The 13,713-nt window shown below is 71.3% G+C and carries 17 protein-coding genes; 6 read left to right on the forward strand and 11 right to left on the reverse strand.

Features of this window, described 5'->3' with window-relative positions; all coding sequences use genetic code 11:
* Positions 1 to 20: 20 nt before the first annotated feature.
* The 4 genes from fabG to ACWIHT_RS30580 all read right to left on the reverse strand — a co-directional run bounded on the left by fabG (position 21) and on the right by ACWIHT_RS30580 (position 3,066).
* The gene (fabG, locus tag ACWIHT_RS30565) at positions 21 to 782 is read right to left on the reverse strand and encodes a 3-oxoacyl-ACP reductase FabG (RefSeq protein WP_456171502.1); all 762 of its coding nucleotides are present in this window, start codon (positions 780 to 782) and stop codon (positions 21 to 23) included.
* Positions 783 to 924: 142 nt separating this feature from the next.
* Positions 925 to 1,341 (reverse strand): DUF3037 domain-containing protein, encoded by a 417-nt coding sequence (locus tag ACWIHT_RS30570; protein ID WP_456171503.1) that lies wholly within the window; start codon positions 1,339 to 1,341, stop codon positions 925 to 927.
* Complete coding sequence (locus ACWIHT_RS30575) at positions 1,338 to 2,093, reverse strand: HipA family kinase (protein WP_456171504.1); 756 nt, start codon at positions 2,091 to 2,093, stop codon at positions 1,338 to 1,340. Before ACWIHT_RS30575 ends, ACWIHT_RS30570 begins: the two co-directional genes overlap by 4 nt.
* A 136-nt stretch (positions 2,094 to 2,229) precedes the next feature.
* Positions 2,230 to 3,066 carry an SGNH/GDSL hydrolase family protein gene (locus ACWIHT_RS30580; RefSeq protein ID WP_456171563.1) on the reverse strand — a complete coding sequence of 279 codons (837 nt, stop codon included), beginning with the start codon at positions 3,064 to 3,066 and terminating at the stop codon, positions 2,230 to 2,232.
* A 350-nt stretch (positions 3,067 to 3,416) separates the two neighbouring features.
* Here ACWIHT_RS30580 and ACWIHT_RS30585 point away from each other — a divergent pair, with 350 nt between their 5' ends.
* Complete coding sequence (locus tag ACWIHT_RS30585) at positions 3,417 to 3,893, forward strand: Rieske (2Fe-2S) protein (protein WP_456171505.1); 477 nt, start codon at positions 3,417 to 3,419, stop codon at positions 3,891 to 3,893.
* A gap of 3 nt (positions 3,894 to 3,896) precedes the next feature.
* On the opposite strand, the gene ACWIHT_RS30590 is transcribed toward ACWIHT_RS30585, so the two are convergent.
* On the reverse strand, positions 3,897 to 4,547 hold the full coding sequence (locus tag ACWIHT_RS30590; RefSeq protein WP_456171506.1) for a cysteine hydrolase: 651 nt from the start codon (positions 4,545 to 4,547) through the stop codon (positions 3,897 to 3,899).
* A 149-nt stretch (positions 4,548 to 4,696) separates the two neighbouring features.
* Between ACWIHT_RS30590 and ACWIHT_RS30595 the strand changes: the two genes are divergently transcribed.
* Positions 4,697 to 5,164, forward strand: a complete 468-nt coding sequence (locus ACWIHT_RS30595) for a pyridoxamine 5'-phosphate oxidase family protein (RefSeq protein ID WP_262061753.1) — start codon at positions 4,697 to 4,699, stop codon at positions 5,162 to 5,164.
* 287 nt (positions 5,165 to 5,451) lie between these two features.
* On the opposite strand, the gene ACWIHT_RS30600 is transcribed toward ACWIHT_RS30595, so the two are convergent.
* Together ACWIHT_RS30600 and ACWIHT_RS30605 are read right to left on the reverse strand one after the other, a co-directional pair.
* Positions 5,452 to 6,354 (reverse strand): LysR family transcriptional regulator, encoded by a 903-nt coding sequence (locus ACWIHT_RS30600; protein WP_456171507.1) that lies wholly within the window; start codon positions 6,352 to 6,354, stop codon positions 5,452 to 5,454.
* A 59-nt stretch (positions 6,355 to 6,413) separates the two neighbouring features.
* Positions 6,414 to 7,745 (reverse strand): aminotransferase class I/II-fold pyridoxal phosphate-dependent enzyme, encoded by a 1,332-nt coding sequence (locus ACWIHT_RS30605; RefSeq protein ID WP_456171508.1) that lies wholly within the window; start codon positions 7,743 to 7,745, stop codon positions 6,414 to 6,416.
* Between the two features lie 85 nt (positions 7,746 to 7,830).
* Here ACWIHT_RS30605 and ACWIHT_RS30610 point away from each other — a divergent pair, with 85 nt between their 5' ends.
* Both ACWIHT_RS30610 and ACWIHT_RS30615 read left to right on the forward strand, forming a co-directional pair.
* Positions 7,831 to 8,517: a pyridoxamine 5'-phosphate oxidase family protein gene (locus ACWIHT_RS30610; protein ID WP_456171564.1), complete on the forward strand. Its 687-nt coding sequence runs from the start codon at positions 7,831 to 7,833 to the stop codon at positions 8,515 to 8,517.
* Positions 8,517 to 9,149, forward strand: a complete 633-nt coding sequence (locus tag ACWIHT_RS30615) for an FMN-binding negative transcriptional regulator (protein ID WP_456171509.1) — start codon at positions 8,517 to 8,519, stop codon at positions 9,147 to 9,149. Before ACWIHT_RS30610 ends, ACWIHT_RS30615 begins: the two co-directional genes overlap by 1 nt.
* A 15-nt stretch (positions 9,150 to 9,164) precedes the next feature.
* Here the strand turns inward: ACWIHT_RS30615 and ACWIHT_RS30620 are convergent, their stop codons facing one another.
* From ACWIHT_RS30620 to ACWIHT_RS30630, 3 genes are all read right to left on the reverse strand, one after another.
* Complete coding sequence (locus ACWIHT_RS30620; RefSeq protein WP_456171510.1) at positions 9,165 to 10,109, reverse strand: DMT family transporter; 945 nt, start codon at positions 10,107 to 10,109, stop codon at positions 9,165 to 9,167.
* A 175-nt stretch (positions 10,110 to 10,284) separates the two neighbouring features.
* The gene (locus ACWIHT_RS30625; protein WP_456171511.1) at positions 10,285 to 11,289 is read right to left on the reverse strand and encodes an EamA family transporter; all 1,005 of its coding nucleotides are present in this window, start codon (positions 11,287 to 11,289) and stop codon (positions 10,285 to 10,287) included.
* 119 nt (positions 11,290 to 11,408) lie between these two features.
* On the reverse strand, positions 11,409 to 11,960 hold the full coding sequence (locus tag ACWIHT_RS30630; RefSeq protein WP_456171512.1) for a Clp protease N-terminal domain-containing protein: 552 nt from the start codon (positions 11,958 to 11,960) through the stop codon (positions 11,409 to 11,411).
* Positions 11,961 to 12,179: 219 nt separating this feature from the next.
* On the opposite strand from ACWIHT_RS30630, the gene ACWIHT_RS30635 reads away from it, so the two are divergent.
* Positions 12,180 to 12,347 carry a hypothetical protein gene (locus ACWIHT_RS30635; protein ID WP_019071081.1) on the forward strand — a complete coding sequence of 56 codons (168 nt, stop codon included), beginning with the start codon at positions 12,180 to 12,182 and terminating at the stop codon, positions 12,345 to 12,347.
* 133 nt (positions 12,348 to 12,480) lie between these two features.
* Positions 12,481 to 12,909 (forward strand): type II toxin-antitoxin system Rv0910 family toxin, encoded by a 429-nt coding sequence (locus ACWIHT_RS30640; RefSeq protein WP_456171513.1) that lies wholly within the window; start codon positions 12,481 to 12,483, stop codon positions 12,907 to 12,909.
* A gap of 105 nt (positions 12,910 to 13,014) precedes the next feature.
* Here the strand turns inward: ACWIHT_RS30640 and ACWIHT_RS30645 are convergent, their stop codons facing one another.
* Positions 13,015 to 13,650 carry a PadR family transcriptional regulator gene (locus tag ACWIHT_RS30645; protein ID WP_456171514.1) on the reverse strand — a complete coding sequence of 212 codons (636 nt, stop codon included), beginning with the start codon at positions 13,648 to 13,650 and terminating at the stop codon, positions 13,015 to 13,017.
* Between the last annotated feature and the right edge of the window lie 63 nt (positions 13,651 to 13,713).

Here is a 13,713-nt window from a genome sequence, read left to right on the forward strand (position 1 = left end):
GTTCCGTGTTCCCGAATTCCCTAGTTGAGCGGTCCGCCGGCGACGTACAGGACCTGGCCGGAGACGAAACCGGCAGCCTCGTCGGTGAAGAAGGCGACGGCGTTGGCGATGTCGTCGGGCTCGCCGACGCGCTGCACCGGGATCTGGGTGGCGGCGGCGGCCTTGAAGTCCTCGAAGCCCATGCCGACGCGGGCGGCGGTCGCGGCGGTCATGTCGGTGGCGATGAAGCCGGGGGCGACGGCGTTGGCCGTGATGCCGAACTTGCCGAGCTCGATGGCGAGGGTCTTGGTGAAGCCCTGGAGACCGGCCTTGGCGGCGGAGTAGTTGGCCTGGCCGCGGTTGCCGAGGGCGGAGGACGAGGAGAGGTTGACGATCCGGCCGAAGCCCGCGTCGACCATGTGCTTCTGGACGGCCTTGGTCATCAGGAACGAGCCGCGCAGGTGCACGTTCAGGACGGTGTCCCAGTCGGAGGCGCTCATCTTGAAGAGCAGGTTGTCGCGGAGCACGCCCGCGTTGTTGACCAGGATCGTCGGCGCGCCCAGCTCGGCGACGATGCGCGCGACGGCGGCCTCGACCTGTGCCTCGTCGGAGACGTCGGCGCCGACCGCGAGGGCCTTGCCGCCGGCCGCGGTGATCTTCTCCACGGTGTCCTTGCAGGCGGCCTCGTCGAGGTCGATGACGGCGACCGCACGGCCCTCGGCCGCGAGGCGTACGGCGGTGGCGGCGCCGATGCCCCGCGCTCCGCCGGTGACGATCGCGACCCGCTGCTCAGTGGTGGACATTCCTGGTTCTCCTCGCCCTTGAGAAACTCTCGCCCTTGAAAACTGCGGCCCGTCGGTGAGCGACCGCTTAGTACCTTCGGCAGACGTGACGCTAGAAGCCCTGGCACTCGGTGTCAACGTGCGCAGGGCCGGGTGTGATTCATTACCTCACCAGCAGGTCGAGCAGGCGCTCCGTCTCGGCCGCCGGATCGACGGTGAGTCCGGTGTGCACGGGCCCGGGCTGCACGACGGTGGACCGGGGCGCGATCAGCCAGCGGAAGCGCCGCCCCGCGTCGTCCCGCGCCGCCTGCCCGGCCGCGTCACCACCGGCGCACACGCCTTCCACGGCACCGAGCGCGGCCCGGATCCCGGCCACGTCGGCCTGCGGGTCGAGGGCGAGCAGCCTCGCCTCGTCCAGATGGGTGCGGGCGCCGACGTAGGACCGGGCGCGGCAGTAGACGAGGACTCCGGCGTTGATGCACTCGCCGCGTTCCACGCGCGGTACGACGCGCAGCAGGGCGTACTCGAAGACATCTCGTTCGTTGGCCTCGCTGGGCCGGATGATGTGGCGCTCGGTCACTGGAGTCCCTTGATGCGCTCGTGGATGAAGGGCACGCGCGCGAGGAGGGGTGCCGCGTACGCCTCACGGAGGAGGTCCGGGGTGTCGAAGCCGGGTTCGTCGGTGAGCCAGGCGTCGGGGATCTCGGCGGTGACCTCGGCGAGGAGTCCCCTGGTGACCTTCGGTGCCAGGTCCGCGGCGGCGCCCGCGAGGTCCGGGGTGAAGCGGGCGAGGGCGTGGTCGGCGGCGTCGTAGGCGCGGGCCGCGGAGGCCTCCGCGCCGGGCCAGTTGTGGTGCCAGATCATGGTGGCGCCGTGGTCGATGAGCCACAGGTCGCCGTGCCACATCAGCAGGTTGGGGTTGCGCCAGGACCGGTCGACGTTGTTCACGAGGGCGTCGAACCAGACGATCCGGCCCGCCTCCTCGGGGCTCACCGTGAAGGCGAGCGGGTCGAAGCCGAGGGCGCCGGACAGGAAGTCCATGCCGAGGTTGGCGCCACCGCTGGACTTCAGCAACTCCTGTACCTGCTGGTCGGGTTCGCCGAGCCCGAGCACCGGATCGAGGTCGAGGGTCACCAGGCGTGGCACCCGGAAGCCCAGCCGACGGGCCAGCTCCCCCACGACGACCTCGGCGACGAGCGTCTTGCGGCCCTGCCCGGCGCCGCTGAACTTCATGACGTACGGCGCGAAGTCGTCGCCCTCGACGAGCCCCGGCAGCGAGCCGCCCTCCCGCAGGGGCGTGATGTAACGGGTCGCGATGACTTCCTTGAGCACTTTCCGAGACTCCCTGGCCTTGCCGTCCGCAACCGCTTCGGACGCGCCTCCGGCACGGAGTGAGCATTCTACGAGGAGTGGGGGGGCGCCCGCTCTCACCAGGACCGGGACAGCGGACGCCCCCTTTCCGCTCAGGTCATCGGCGGTACGCGGCGCAGCGGACGGCGCGCTCCACGGAGGCGGCCATGGCCTGCTGGCCCAGGGCGTTGGGGTGGGCGGGCGCGGTCGGCGCCGCCGCGACCAGGGGTTCGATCCAGCGCTCGCCGGCCGGCTTGCACATGTCGTGTCCGACCGTCGGAGTGTAGGTGTCGACGTAGGCGGCGCCGTGCGCCGACGCCTGGTCCGCGATCATCGCGTTGAGCTTCTTCTCGGTGTCCCGCAGATAGCCGAAGTCGCCGGCCGCGAGCGGTACGGCGGAGCTGGTGCAGCCGACTCCGTCGTCCGGGAACAGGTCGGGATAGCCGACCACCACGACCTTGGCCCGCGGAGCCCGCTCGTGGACGGCGTCCAGGGCCGCGGCGATCTTGGGAGCGGTGTCGTCGACGCGCTGCGCCAGCCGGTCGGTGCCGTCGCTCGTGAAGAAGGTCTGGCACGGGTTGCCGGTCGGGTTCTTGGACGTCAGTCCGGCGCAGGTGGCCAGGTTGCCGGAGAAGCCGATGTCGTTGCCGCCGATGGTCAGGGTGACCACGTCGGTGTCCGCGCCGAGGGCGTCCAGTTGGGGCGCCTTCGTGCCCTGGGGTCCGGCCAGGGCGGTCGTGGTGGCGCCGGAACAGCTGACGTCGGTCAGCTGCCAGTCGCGCGCCGCCGCGAGGAGCGAGGGATAGTTCTGGTCGGACCGCGCGCACGTGGCGTCGACCTGGGTCGGTATGCCGGGTCCTGAGGCGTACGAGTCGCCCAGCGCGACGTAGTTCACGGTGGGCGCGGTGTGCGCCGAGGCGCTCGCCGTCGTCGCCCCCGCGACGGACAGGGCCATCGCGCAACCCGCCACCGCGGCGCCGCGCAGCAGGCTCCGCCGGCCGGGAGTTCTCTTGCTCTGCTCGTTCAAGTCCGTCCATTCGTCGGGCCCCCGCCCCCGACACCCGTCGGGGTGTGGGCGTTGTGCTGGCGAGACTTGAAACGGCGCGCGCGCCAAAGAGGTTCACTCATGGCTTCACCGGGTGCGTGTTCAGGCCTTATGCAGGGCCGACAGCGAAACGACAGCGTGGTTTTACGCCTGCCTGATCTCGATAAGGCCAAGCTCTCGACACCGTCTGAACGACGGTCATCCGTACCCCGTACCCCTTTGCGGACCCACAAATGCTTTCTTCTGGAAGGAACGTCAGCATGACCAGCGATTCGTTCGAACCCGTTACGGCGCCCTCCCGTCGCACCGCGTTGGCGGCGGTCGGCGCGGCGGGACTCGCCGTCGCGCTGACCGCGTGTTCGTCGAGCGACGACTCGTCGTCGGACTCCTCGGACACCTCCGGCTCCACCACCACGGCCGGCGCGTCCACCGCCCAGGGTGACGCCGGTGGCACCGAACTGGCGAAGACCACCGACATCCCCGAGGGCGGCGGCAAGATCTTCGCCAACCAGGGCGTGGTGGTCACCCAGCCGACGGCGGGCACCTACAAGGCGTTCTCGTCGAAGTGCACCCACCAGGGCTGCGCCGTGACCACCATCAGCAACGGCGTCATCGGCTGCCCGTGCCACAAGAGCGAGTTCTCCATCACCGACGGCAGTGTGAAGAAGGGTCCCGCGACCACGGCGCTGCCAGCCGAGCAGATCTCCGTGTCCGGGGACTCCATCACGCTGGCGTGACGGTCAGCGTCGATCGGCCCTGCGCGGTCGTTTGAAACAGCCCAGCACCTCGTCCGTGGTCGCGACCGTAGCGACCAATGCGAGGGTGTTGCGGATCATCGCGGGGGTGTACTCCGAGGGCACCCCCGCGATGGCGTCCTTCGGTACGACGACGGTGTAGCCGCGGTTGACGGCGTCGAACACCGCGTTGGGGATCGCGACGTTGGCCGAGACGCCGGTGACGATCAGTGTGCGGCAGCCCAAGTTGCGTAACAGCGCGTCGACTTCGGTGCCCTGGATCGGTGACAGACCGTGCAGCCGTCGTACGACGAAGTCCTCCTCGGCGACCTCGATCGGGGGTGCCACGCGGACCGCGGCGGTGCCCGACAGCTGCTGGACGGGCAGGCGTTCGGCGGCGCGGAACAGGCGGGCGTTGTGGTTGGCGCCCCGGCCGTCCGGGCGGCGTTCGGCGAGCGCGTGGATCACCTGGACCCCGCTCTCGTGCGCGGCGGCGACCAGCCGGGCGACGTTGGTGAGCGCGCCCGACGACCGTGCGGCGAGGGCGAGTTCGGGCAGCGCGCTGTCCGGGCCGACCACGCCCTGTTGACATTCGACGGTGAGCAGGGCAGTGCTCACCGTGTCGAGGATCTCACTGAGTTGTGCGTGCGACGGCATGGCTCTCCCTTGTCGTCGACGGCCGGGGCGGGTGACAGTAACGAGCATCGCGTGCGTACGGAAGACGACCGGCGCTCATCCGGCCACCCTTCCTGACGTACCGTCAGAAGCGGCTGCCCGCCGCTCGCGCCGTAGCCGAAGGGGATCGCATGACCGCCACTCAGCGTCGAGGCCGGAAGATCATGATGACACCCGAGGAACTGGACGAGTTCCTCGCCGCCGAGCGCACCTGCCGCGTCGCGACCGTCTCCGCGGACGGGGCCCCGCACGTCAGCCCGCTCTGGTTCGCCTGGGACGGCACCTCGTTCTGGCTGTACTCGATCACCCGCAGCAAGCGCTGGGCCGATCTGCGCCGCGACCAGCGCATCGCCGTGGTCGTCGACGGCGGGCACGCCTACGACGAGTTGCGGGGCGTCGAGCTGTCCGGGACCGTCGAGTTCGTGGGCGAGTCCCCGCGCACGGGTGAGCCGCATCCCGAACTCGTCGCGGTGGAGAAGCTGTTCGCGCAGAAGAACTTCGGCCTGGACTCGATGCCCTACGACGGCCGCCACGCGTGGATTCGGCTGACGCCGGACACGGTGACGTCCTGGGACTTCCGCAAGTTGGCGGCGCTGTAGGGGAGATGGCGGGTCTGGGCGCAGAGCGGCGGCCTGTGGGCGGGGCGACTGCGCCGTGCTCAGGTCGGCCCACCTGTAGGCGGGTTGGCTGCGCCGCGCGTACGTGGGCTGCCCTGCCCCTACCGACGAGTCGCCCGTGCTGCCCGCAAGTCGGCCGCCCTGACGGCGAGTTGCCTCAGGCCCACTGTTGGGCGACTGCCTCCGCCGCCGCCCGCACGCCCGTATGCGGGTCGGCCGCACCGCGAGCACGTCGGCCGCCCTGCCCGCCAGTTACCTCACGCCCGCCGTCAGACGACCGTCTCCGCCGCCGCCCGCAGCGCCTCGACCGCCGCGCGGATGGAGGGGCGGCGGTCGGCGTCCGCGCGCCAGACGACGTAGACATGCCGGCTCACCCGCTGCTTCAGCGGGACGGTGACGACTCCGGCGGGCATCGGGCTGCGGCCCAGCAGGGGTGCGATGCAGACGCCCAACCCGGCTGCCACCAGGCCCAGTTGGGTGTGCGTCTCGGCGGCGCGGTGGCCGATGATCGGCTCGATGCCCCGGGAGCGCAGGGTGAACATCAGCCACTCGTGACAGAACTCGCCCTCGGCCCAGGTGATCCACTCGTCCTCGGCGAACTCCCCGAGGTCCACCTCGTCGCGGTCCGCCAGCGGATGGCCGACCGGCATCGCCACATCGGCGGGGTCGTCCAGGATCGGCGCCTTGACCAGGCCATCGGGCAGCGGCATCGGCTTGTTATACCAGTCGAGGACGACCGCGAGGTCGAGATCGCCGCGCACGACTCCCGAGATACCGCTCTCCGGCTCCAGTTCGGTGGAGCGGACGCGCAGCGCGGGGTGCTGGGCGCGCAGCGCGGCGAGCGCGGCGGGGAAGAGCCCGCGGGCGGCGGTCGGAAACGCGGAGATCCTCAACTCGCCCACCACTTGCCCCCGTTGGGCCTCCAGATCGGCCTGGGCCAGCTCCACCTGGGACAGGATCCGGCCCGCGTGCTCGGCGAGCAGCCGCCCGGCGTCGGTGAGCCGCACCCCGCGCCCGTTCTTGGCGAGGAGCTGCTGCCCCACCTCCCGCTCCAGCTTGGACAACTGCTGGGACACGGCCGAGGTCGTCACATGCAGCCCCTCGGCGGCACCACTGACCGACCCGTGCCGGGCCAGGGCGTCCAGGGTGCGCAGCCGCTCCAGGTTCAACATGTAAGCGATACTACGAGATACCCGAAGTCATATCCCATGTGCGCTACAAGGTCATGCCCTTACGCGTAGCCGCGCATCGGCGTCCGGCCGCACGCGGAGGCGATCGCCTCCGCCAACCGCCCGCTCTCGTCGGCCGTCAGGGTCGAGACGGTGATCCGGATGCCGGGCGGTGCGCTCATCCGGAAGCGGGCGCCGGGGGCGACGGCCCAGCCCGCGTGGAGGAGGCGGGAGACCGCGCCGGTCTCGTCCGGTACCGGGATCCACACGTTGAGGCCGCTGCGGCCGTACGCCGTGACGCCGTGGTCGGCGAGCGCGGCGATCAGCGCGTCCCGGCGGCGGCCGTAGGCGGCGGCCACCGCCGGGGTGTCCACCGCGCCGTCGGCCCACAGCCGGGCCACGGCGCGCTGGGTGATCCGGCTGACCCAGCCAGGGCCCAGACGCTGGCGGCCACGGACCCGGTCGAGGGTGACGGTGTCCCCGGTGAGCACGGCGAGGCGCAGATCGGGACCGTAGGCCTTGGCCATCGAGCGGACGAAGGCCCAGTGGCGGGTGGCGCCGGCGAGCGGGTGCAGGGGCTGGTCGACGATGCCGTGGCCGTGGTCGTCCTCGATCAGCAGGACCTCCGGGTGCTCGCGGAGCACGGAACGCAGGGCACGCGCGCGCGTGGCGCTCACCACGGCTCCGGTGGGGTTCTGCGCCCGGTCGGTGACGATCAGGGCCCGCGCGCCGGACTCCAGCGCGGTGCGCACGTCGTCGGGGCGCGGTCCGTCGTCGTCGACGCGGACGGGGGTGACGCGCAGCCCGAGCGCCGGTACGAGGTCGAGCAGACTGCCCCACCCCGGATCCTCGACGGCGACGGTGTCACCGGGCTTGAGATGGGCGGCGAGGACGCGCTCGATGGCGTCCAGGGAGCCTGAGGCGACGGCCACGGGACCGGCCGGCACACGGTCCGCATCCAGGGCGGCCCGCGCGAGGCGCGCCAACTCCGGTTCGACCGGGTCGTCGCCGTACATGACCGGTTCCCGGTCCGAAAGCTCGGCGGCCCGGGTGAACGCCTCGGCAAGGGAGGGCAGCAGGGCCGGATCCGGGTTGCCGTGCGCCACCTCGCGCACCCCCTCCGGCACATCCACCCGGATGTGCTCACGCCCGGTCGTGGCCGGCTTGGGCCGCACCCGGCTGCCGCGCCGCCCGGCGGTCTCGATGACCCCGCGCTCCCGCAGGGTCCGGTACGCGGCCGCGACCGTATTGGGATTCACGCCCAGTTCTACGGCCAACTCCCGCATGGGAGGCAGCAGTTGCCCCGGCTCCAGCTCTCCCGAGCCCACCGCGCGCTCGACGTCGGCAGCGATGTCCGCTGCGCGTCGCCCTTCGATCCGATATCCTCCTAGCACAAAGAACACTATGCACTAGTGCAATATGCATCGCAACTCGAACACCGATGAACACGAATGAGCACGGATGAAGACGGAGAACGCCATGCAGGGGACCGCCTCGCAGCCGATACCGCAGCCCGCCGCGTACACGCCGACCGACCTGACCGTCCCGACGCGTTCCGCGGAAAAGGCGTCGTACGACAAGGAGTTGGTGCACGCGATACTCGACACGGCCTACGTCTGCCACCTCGGCTTCGTCCGTGACGGCAGGCCGGTCGTGCTGCCGACACTGTTCGGGCGGGTCGGCGAGCGGCTCTACGTGCACGGTTCGACGGGTGCGCGCCCGCTGCGGATGACGGGGCAGGCCGACCCGGGGCTCCCGGTGTGCCTGACGGTGACCCACGTGGACGGTCTGGTGCTGGCCCGGTCCGCCTTCCACCACTCGATCAACTACCGCTCCGTGGTGGTGCACGGCATCGCCCACCAGGTGACGGACCCCGAGGAGAAACGGACGGCGCTGGACGCGCTGGTCGACCATGTCGTGCCCGGCCGCTCGGCGGACTCGCGGCCCGGCAACAAGAAGGAACTCGCCGCCACCATGGTGATCCGCCTCGACCTCGACGAGGTCTCCGCCAAGCTCCGCACGGGCGGCGCGAACGACGAGCCCGAGGACCTGGACCTCCCCCACTGGGCCGGCGTCCTCCCCCTGAACACCGGCTACGGCACCCCGCTCCCGAACGACGACCTGTCCCCCGACATCGAACTCCCGGACTACCTGGGGGTGTTGTGATGCTCGTCCACCCCTGGGACGCACCGCAGGACGACACCGAGTGGCAACACTGGCTGGCCGCCCACGACTTCGGCCAACTGGCCGTCAACGGCCCACCCGGCGAACCCCCGTTCGTGCAACCGCTCCACTTCGCCTACGACCCCGAGCGCGGCGAGGCGATCACCCACCTGGCCCGCCCCAACCCCCTGTGGCCGGCGCTGGAGTTGAACCCCCAGGTGGTGCTGAGCGTCGTCGACGACTACGTGTACATCCCCGGCCCCTGGCAGGCGGACCCGGACACCCCACCGGAACACGGCGTGCCGACCAGCTTCTACGCGGCCGTCCAACTCCGCTGCACCGCCCACCTCGTGGACGACCCGGCCGAGAAGGCGAACCTCCTCAACCGCCAGGTCGGCCACTTCCAGCCCGAGGGCGGCACCACACCGGTCACCCCGGGCGAGCCGCCGAACGGCCGCCTGCTGTCCGGCATCCGCGCTCTACGCCTCGAAGTGACCGGCGTACGCGCCAAGTTCAAGTACGCGGGCAAGCGGTCCGCCGAGGTCCAGGACCGTATCGCGGCCGCACTGGTGGAGCGGGGTGGAGTGCGGGACGGGGTGGCTCGGGGGCATTTGCTGCGGCGGCGGGGCGTCTGAGGAGTGGAACTCTCGTCACCCGAGGGCCGGTTCGTCGGCCCTCGCCGTACGCCACTCCGTCAGCGCGAGGCCGGCGACCGAGCCGAGCATCAGCAGCGTGCCGACCAATGTCGTGGGCGTCAGCGGTTCGCCGAGCAGGACGACGGCGAGGCCGGCCGCGCTCACGGGCTCCAGGAGCATGATCACGGAGACGGTGGCGGAGCGTACGACGGCCGCTGCCATGAAGTAGAGGGCGTAGGCGAGGGCTGTCGGAACCGTCGCGATGTAGCCGAGCAGCCACAGGACCCTGACCGGCTGGGCGGTGTGCGGTACCAGCCCCTCGGCCAGGGCGAACGGCAGTACGCACAGACTGGTGACCGCGAAGGTCCAGACGGCCGTCTCGGACGCGTCGGTCCCGCCGCCGCGTCCCCATCGCCGGGTCAGCAGGGTCATGACCGAGCCGCCGGCCGCCGAGACGAGTGCGAGCAGAACACCCGACGGGCGTACGGTCGCCGCCGGGCCCAGTGAGAGGACGGCGAGCCCCGAGAGCGCCCCGCCCACGGCGATCGTGCCACCGGTGCCGAGCCGTTCCCCCAGGGTCAGCCGTGCCCCGAGCGCCACCACCACGGGTCCGGCGCCGAGCGTGACGACGGTCGCCACGGCGAGTCCGGTGTCCGCGACGGCCGCGAAGTAGGCCGTCTGGAAGACGGCCAGTCCGAGGCCGGTCGTGACGGTCCGCAGGACCTTGCGGCGGAGCGGCTCGGCGGCAGTGGGGCGAACCCTCCGGCGGCCGAGGAGACGGACCACGAGCAGCAGCACGAATCCGGCCGCGCAGCGCCAGAACGACAGGGCGAGCGGGCCGAGGTCACTGGCCCTGTAGACCAGGGAGGCAGCCGCGCCCGCGGTCCCCCACGCGGCCCCGGCCACCATCAGACAGAACAGGCCTCGCCGGACGGGCAGGCCAAGAACAGCATTCGACACGAGAGATCTCCGCAGAAGTGCAGAAGTGCGACGAGGAGCCCCTGTCAGCGGGGTCCGTGGACTTCTTCTGCGGGCAGCACCGTCGCGCCCGGTGGTGCCGGGCGTGGAATCCGGAGGCCCGCCTCAGGCGGCCGGAGGCGGAAGAACGAGCGCGTTCCGATGCATGATCGGCAGCCTAGACGGCCGTTTCCCGGCGGGACAACTCCCTTTCGGGGCCGCCGATCGCGACCGGTTCCTCCGAGCCCTTCGTGGGCGCCGAGGACTGGGCGATGAACGCGCCGAGGAGGACGACCGCTCCGCCGGTGATCTGCGGGGCGGAGAGGTGTTCGCCGAGGAGGATCCAGGCCAGGACCGTCGCGATGACCGCTTCGAGGCAGGCGACGACGCCCGCGACCTGCGGGGAGAGGCGGCGGACGGAGACGACTCCGGTGACGTAGGCCAGGACCGTGGTGACCAGGACGATCCAGGCGAGGAGGACCGCGGCCGAGATCGCGGTGCCGTTCATGTGGGCGTCGCCCTTGAGGACGGACCAGTCCATGGTCCAGGGGCGGGCCACGGCGGTCAGTACGAGGGCGCCGACGAGCAGGCCGTAGGCGATCACGCCGAGCGGGTCGGGTGCCTCGGCGCCGGCGTCGCTGCCCTGGTCGGACAGGACGAAGTAGCCGACCTGGCAGCAGGCCGCACCGAGCGCGAGGAGCAGTCCGACGGCGTCGAAGTTCAGGCCCGACCAGACCTCGACGACACAGGCGAGGCCACCGGCCGCGAGGACCACGCCGAGCGCGGCGGCGCGGGTGACCGGACGCCGTTGCACGAACCGGACCCAGCCGAGGACGAGGGCGGGTGCAAGGTACTCGACGAGCAGGGCCACGCCGACGGGTATGCGGGAGATCGCGGCGAAGTAGCAGGCCTGGACGCCGGCGACGGCGAGCAGTCCGAAGCCGAGGAGCAGTGCGGGACGGCGGCGTACGAGCGCGCGGTGGCGCAGGGCGAGCGGCAGCATCACCAGGGCGGCACCGGCCACCCGCAGCCACACCACGTGCAGGGGGTCCAGGCCCGCCTCGATCAGCGGCTTGGCCGCGACGCCCGATCCTCCGAAGGCCAGCGCGGACCCGAGCGCCAGACCGAGCCCGACACCCTTCGCACCACCGGCGGCACTGCTCTCAGACGTATGCACGGCCACATGATGACAGGGGATGACATGAGCGTCACCCCCGTTGACACCTGTCTCAGCGCGTGGACGGCCTCCGCGCGGTCGGTGACCGGCTCGATCGGCCTCCGCGCGGTGGGTGGCCTACTCGGTCAGCAGCCCTGCTCGCCGCCCGCGACGTACTCCCCCGGCCGGCTCCCGATCCACACGAGCACCTCGGGGGACTCGATGCCCGCGCGGTGGAGGACCTCGACGGCGCGGGCCTCGGGGTCCGCGACGAGCGCGGCGAGGAGGTCGATGCCGCCCGCCAGGTCGCCGCCGCGGAGTTCGGCCCGCTCACAGGCGTACTCCAGGGCGCCCGCGGCCAGCGGCGACCAGCCCTCCGCCGCCGGGATCACGGGGATCGCGCCGGAGTCCTCGACGCTGCCCTGCCAGCGCAGGCCGTAGCCGATGCTGCGCTGCACCAAGTAGCCGAGGAGCCGGGCGATCTGGGGGCCGTCGCCGAAGACGGCACGTGCCTCGGGGTCCGACTCCAGGAGGCTGTGCAGCAGATGGGCCGTGTCGATCTGCCGGTCCCCGTCCCGCAGGGCCCGGCGTCGGGCACCCGTCACCACCGCTGCCAGCTCTGCACTGAGCCTGGCATCGTTGTCCGCGCGGTGGATGCCTTGCTCGCGGTTCGACTGCCTGGGAATACGGGGTTGCACACTCTTACCCCATCAGTCCCCCGCATTGAGGGCATCCCCGGAGGGGAGCATTTCGGCATCCCACACAGAGTGGACTCCGGACGACGCGTTCTCCTCCTTACGGATGAGATCACACACGTCAACCCGGAGAGGCGCGCGCCGCCTTGCCGCGCGCCCCGTGCGCAACCACCCTGCACCCGGCGTACGTCTTTCGCGAACATGGAGAGCAGGTGCTGGCTGGTGGCGTTGCCGGCGGTCGACGGCAGGCAGTACGTGTACCGGGTGTACGCCCCGGAGGACGCACTGCCCGCCGACCTGTTCTGGGACGCGTGGCACTGCCACGACGAAAGCGCCCACCCGCGCGCGTGGGACCTGTTCGACGCGGCGGTGATACGGCGCGTGGGCTGAGGCCGAGTGCCCAACACTGTTGCCGCGGACACTTCCTGACGGTTCATCAGTATTGAATGTTGCGCGCCCTGCGGCTACGTTCCGCGACACCGTAGCCCGACAGCACCGTAGCCCGACAGGAAGAGGTGGTCGTATGGCCGAAATCAGCGCGGAGGCACGCATCGAGGCCCCGGCCGAGAAGGTGTGGACGCAGCTCACGGACTGGTCCGCCTACGGCGAGTGGAACACGACCCACACCAACTTCCCCAAGGGCGGCCCCGAGACCCTCGAAGTGGGCGCGACCTTCCAGGAGAACATGAAGCTGATGGGCTTCCCGGCGGAGGTCGAGTGGACCGTCGAGGAGGCGGAACCGGCCCGGGTGCTCGCCATCCGCGGCAAGGGCCCGATGGCCGTGAACGTCGCCACGCGCTACACGCTCACACCTGACGGCGAGGCCACGACGGTCCGTATCGACGGTGAGTTCACGGGTGCGGCGGTGACGTTGATGGCGGGCAAGCTGAAGGACTCGGGGACGGCCGCTCTGAACGAATCGCTGCGCAAGCTGGGCGGGCTGGTGGCCTGAGGAAGGCGCCGGGGCACCGCAGGAACGGGAACGCGCACAGGGAAGGCGCCCCACGGAACTCCCGTGGGGCGCCTTGACCTGCTGCCCTTTCCGACCCCGAGGACATCAGTCCTCGTCGGCCAGGATCAGGTACAGCTTCTTGCGGGCGTCGTTGATGACGGTCAGCGCCTTCTCGCGCTGCTCCTTGCTGCCGGTCTTCCAGACCTGGCCGAAGGCCTCCATCAGACCGAAGCCGGCCTGGCGGATCTCGGTGAGGGCCTCCCAGTCGACACCGCGGGAAGCCTCTTCCCAGGGCGCGTCCGGACCTTCCTCGGCAGCGGTGCGGCCGGCGTCGGTGAGCGAGAAGAGCTTCTTGCCGCCCTCCGTCGCGCTGGCGATCAGGCCCTCGTCCTCCAGCAGTTGCAGGGTGGGGTAGACCGAGCCGGGGCTCGGCTTCCACGCGCCGCCGCTGCGCTCGGCGATCTCCTGGATCATCTCGTAGCCGTGCATCGGCCGGTCCTTGAGCAGGGCGAGGATCGACGCGCGTACGTCGCCGCGCCGTGCCCTGCCTCGCGGGCCGCCGCGCCCTCGTCCGCCCCAGGGGCCGGGACCGAAGCCCGGTCCGAAGCCGGGGCCACCGGGACCGCCCGGGCCACCCGGACCGAAGGGTCCGAACGCCGCACGCCGCCCGTCGGGGCCGCCCCGGCCGCGCCGGGGGTGGCCTTCCTGTCCATGTCCACGCTCGTATCCGTGGGTACGCATCGCAATCACTCCATTCCATCGTTGATCTGTCGCGATGCGTCAACGATATATCGGAACTGTTCG

It is taken from the genome of Streptomyces sp. NPDC002276 (genome assembly GCF_053891435.1).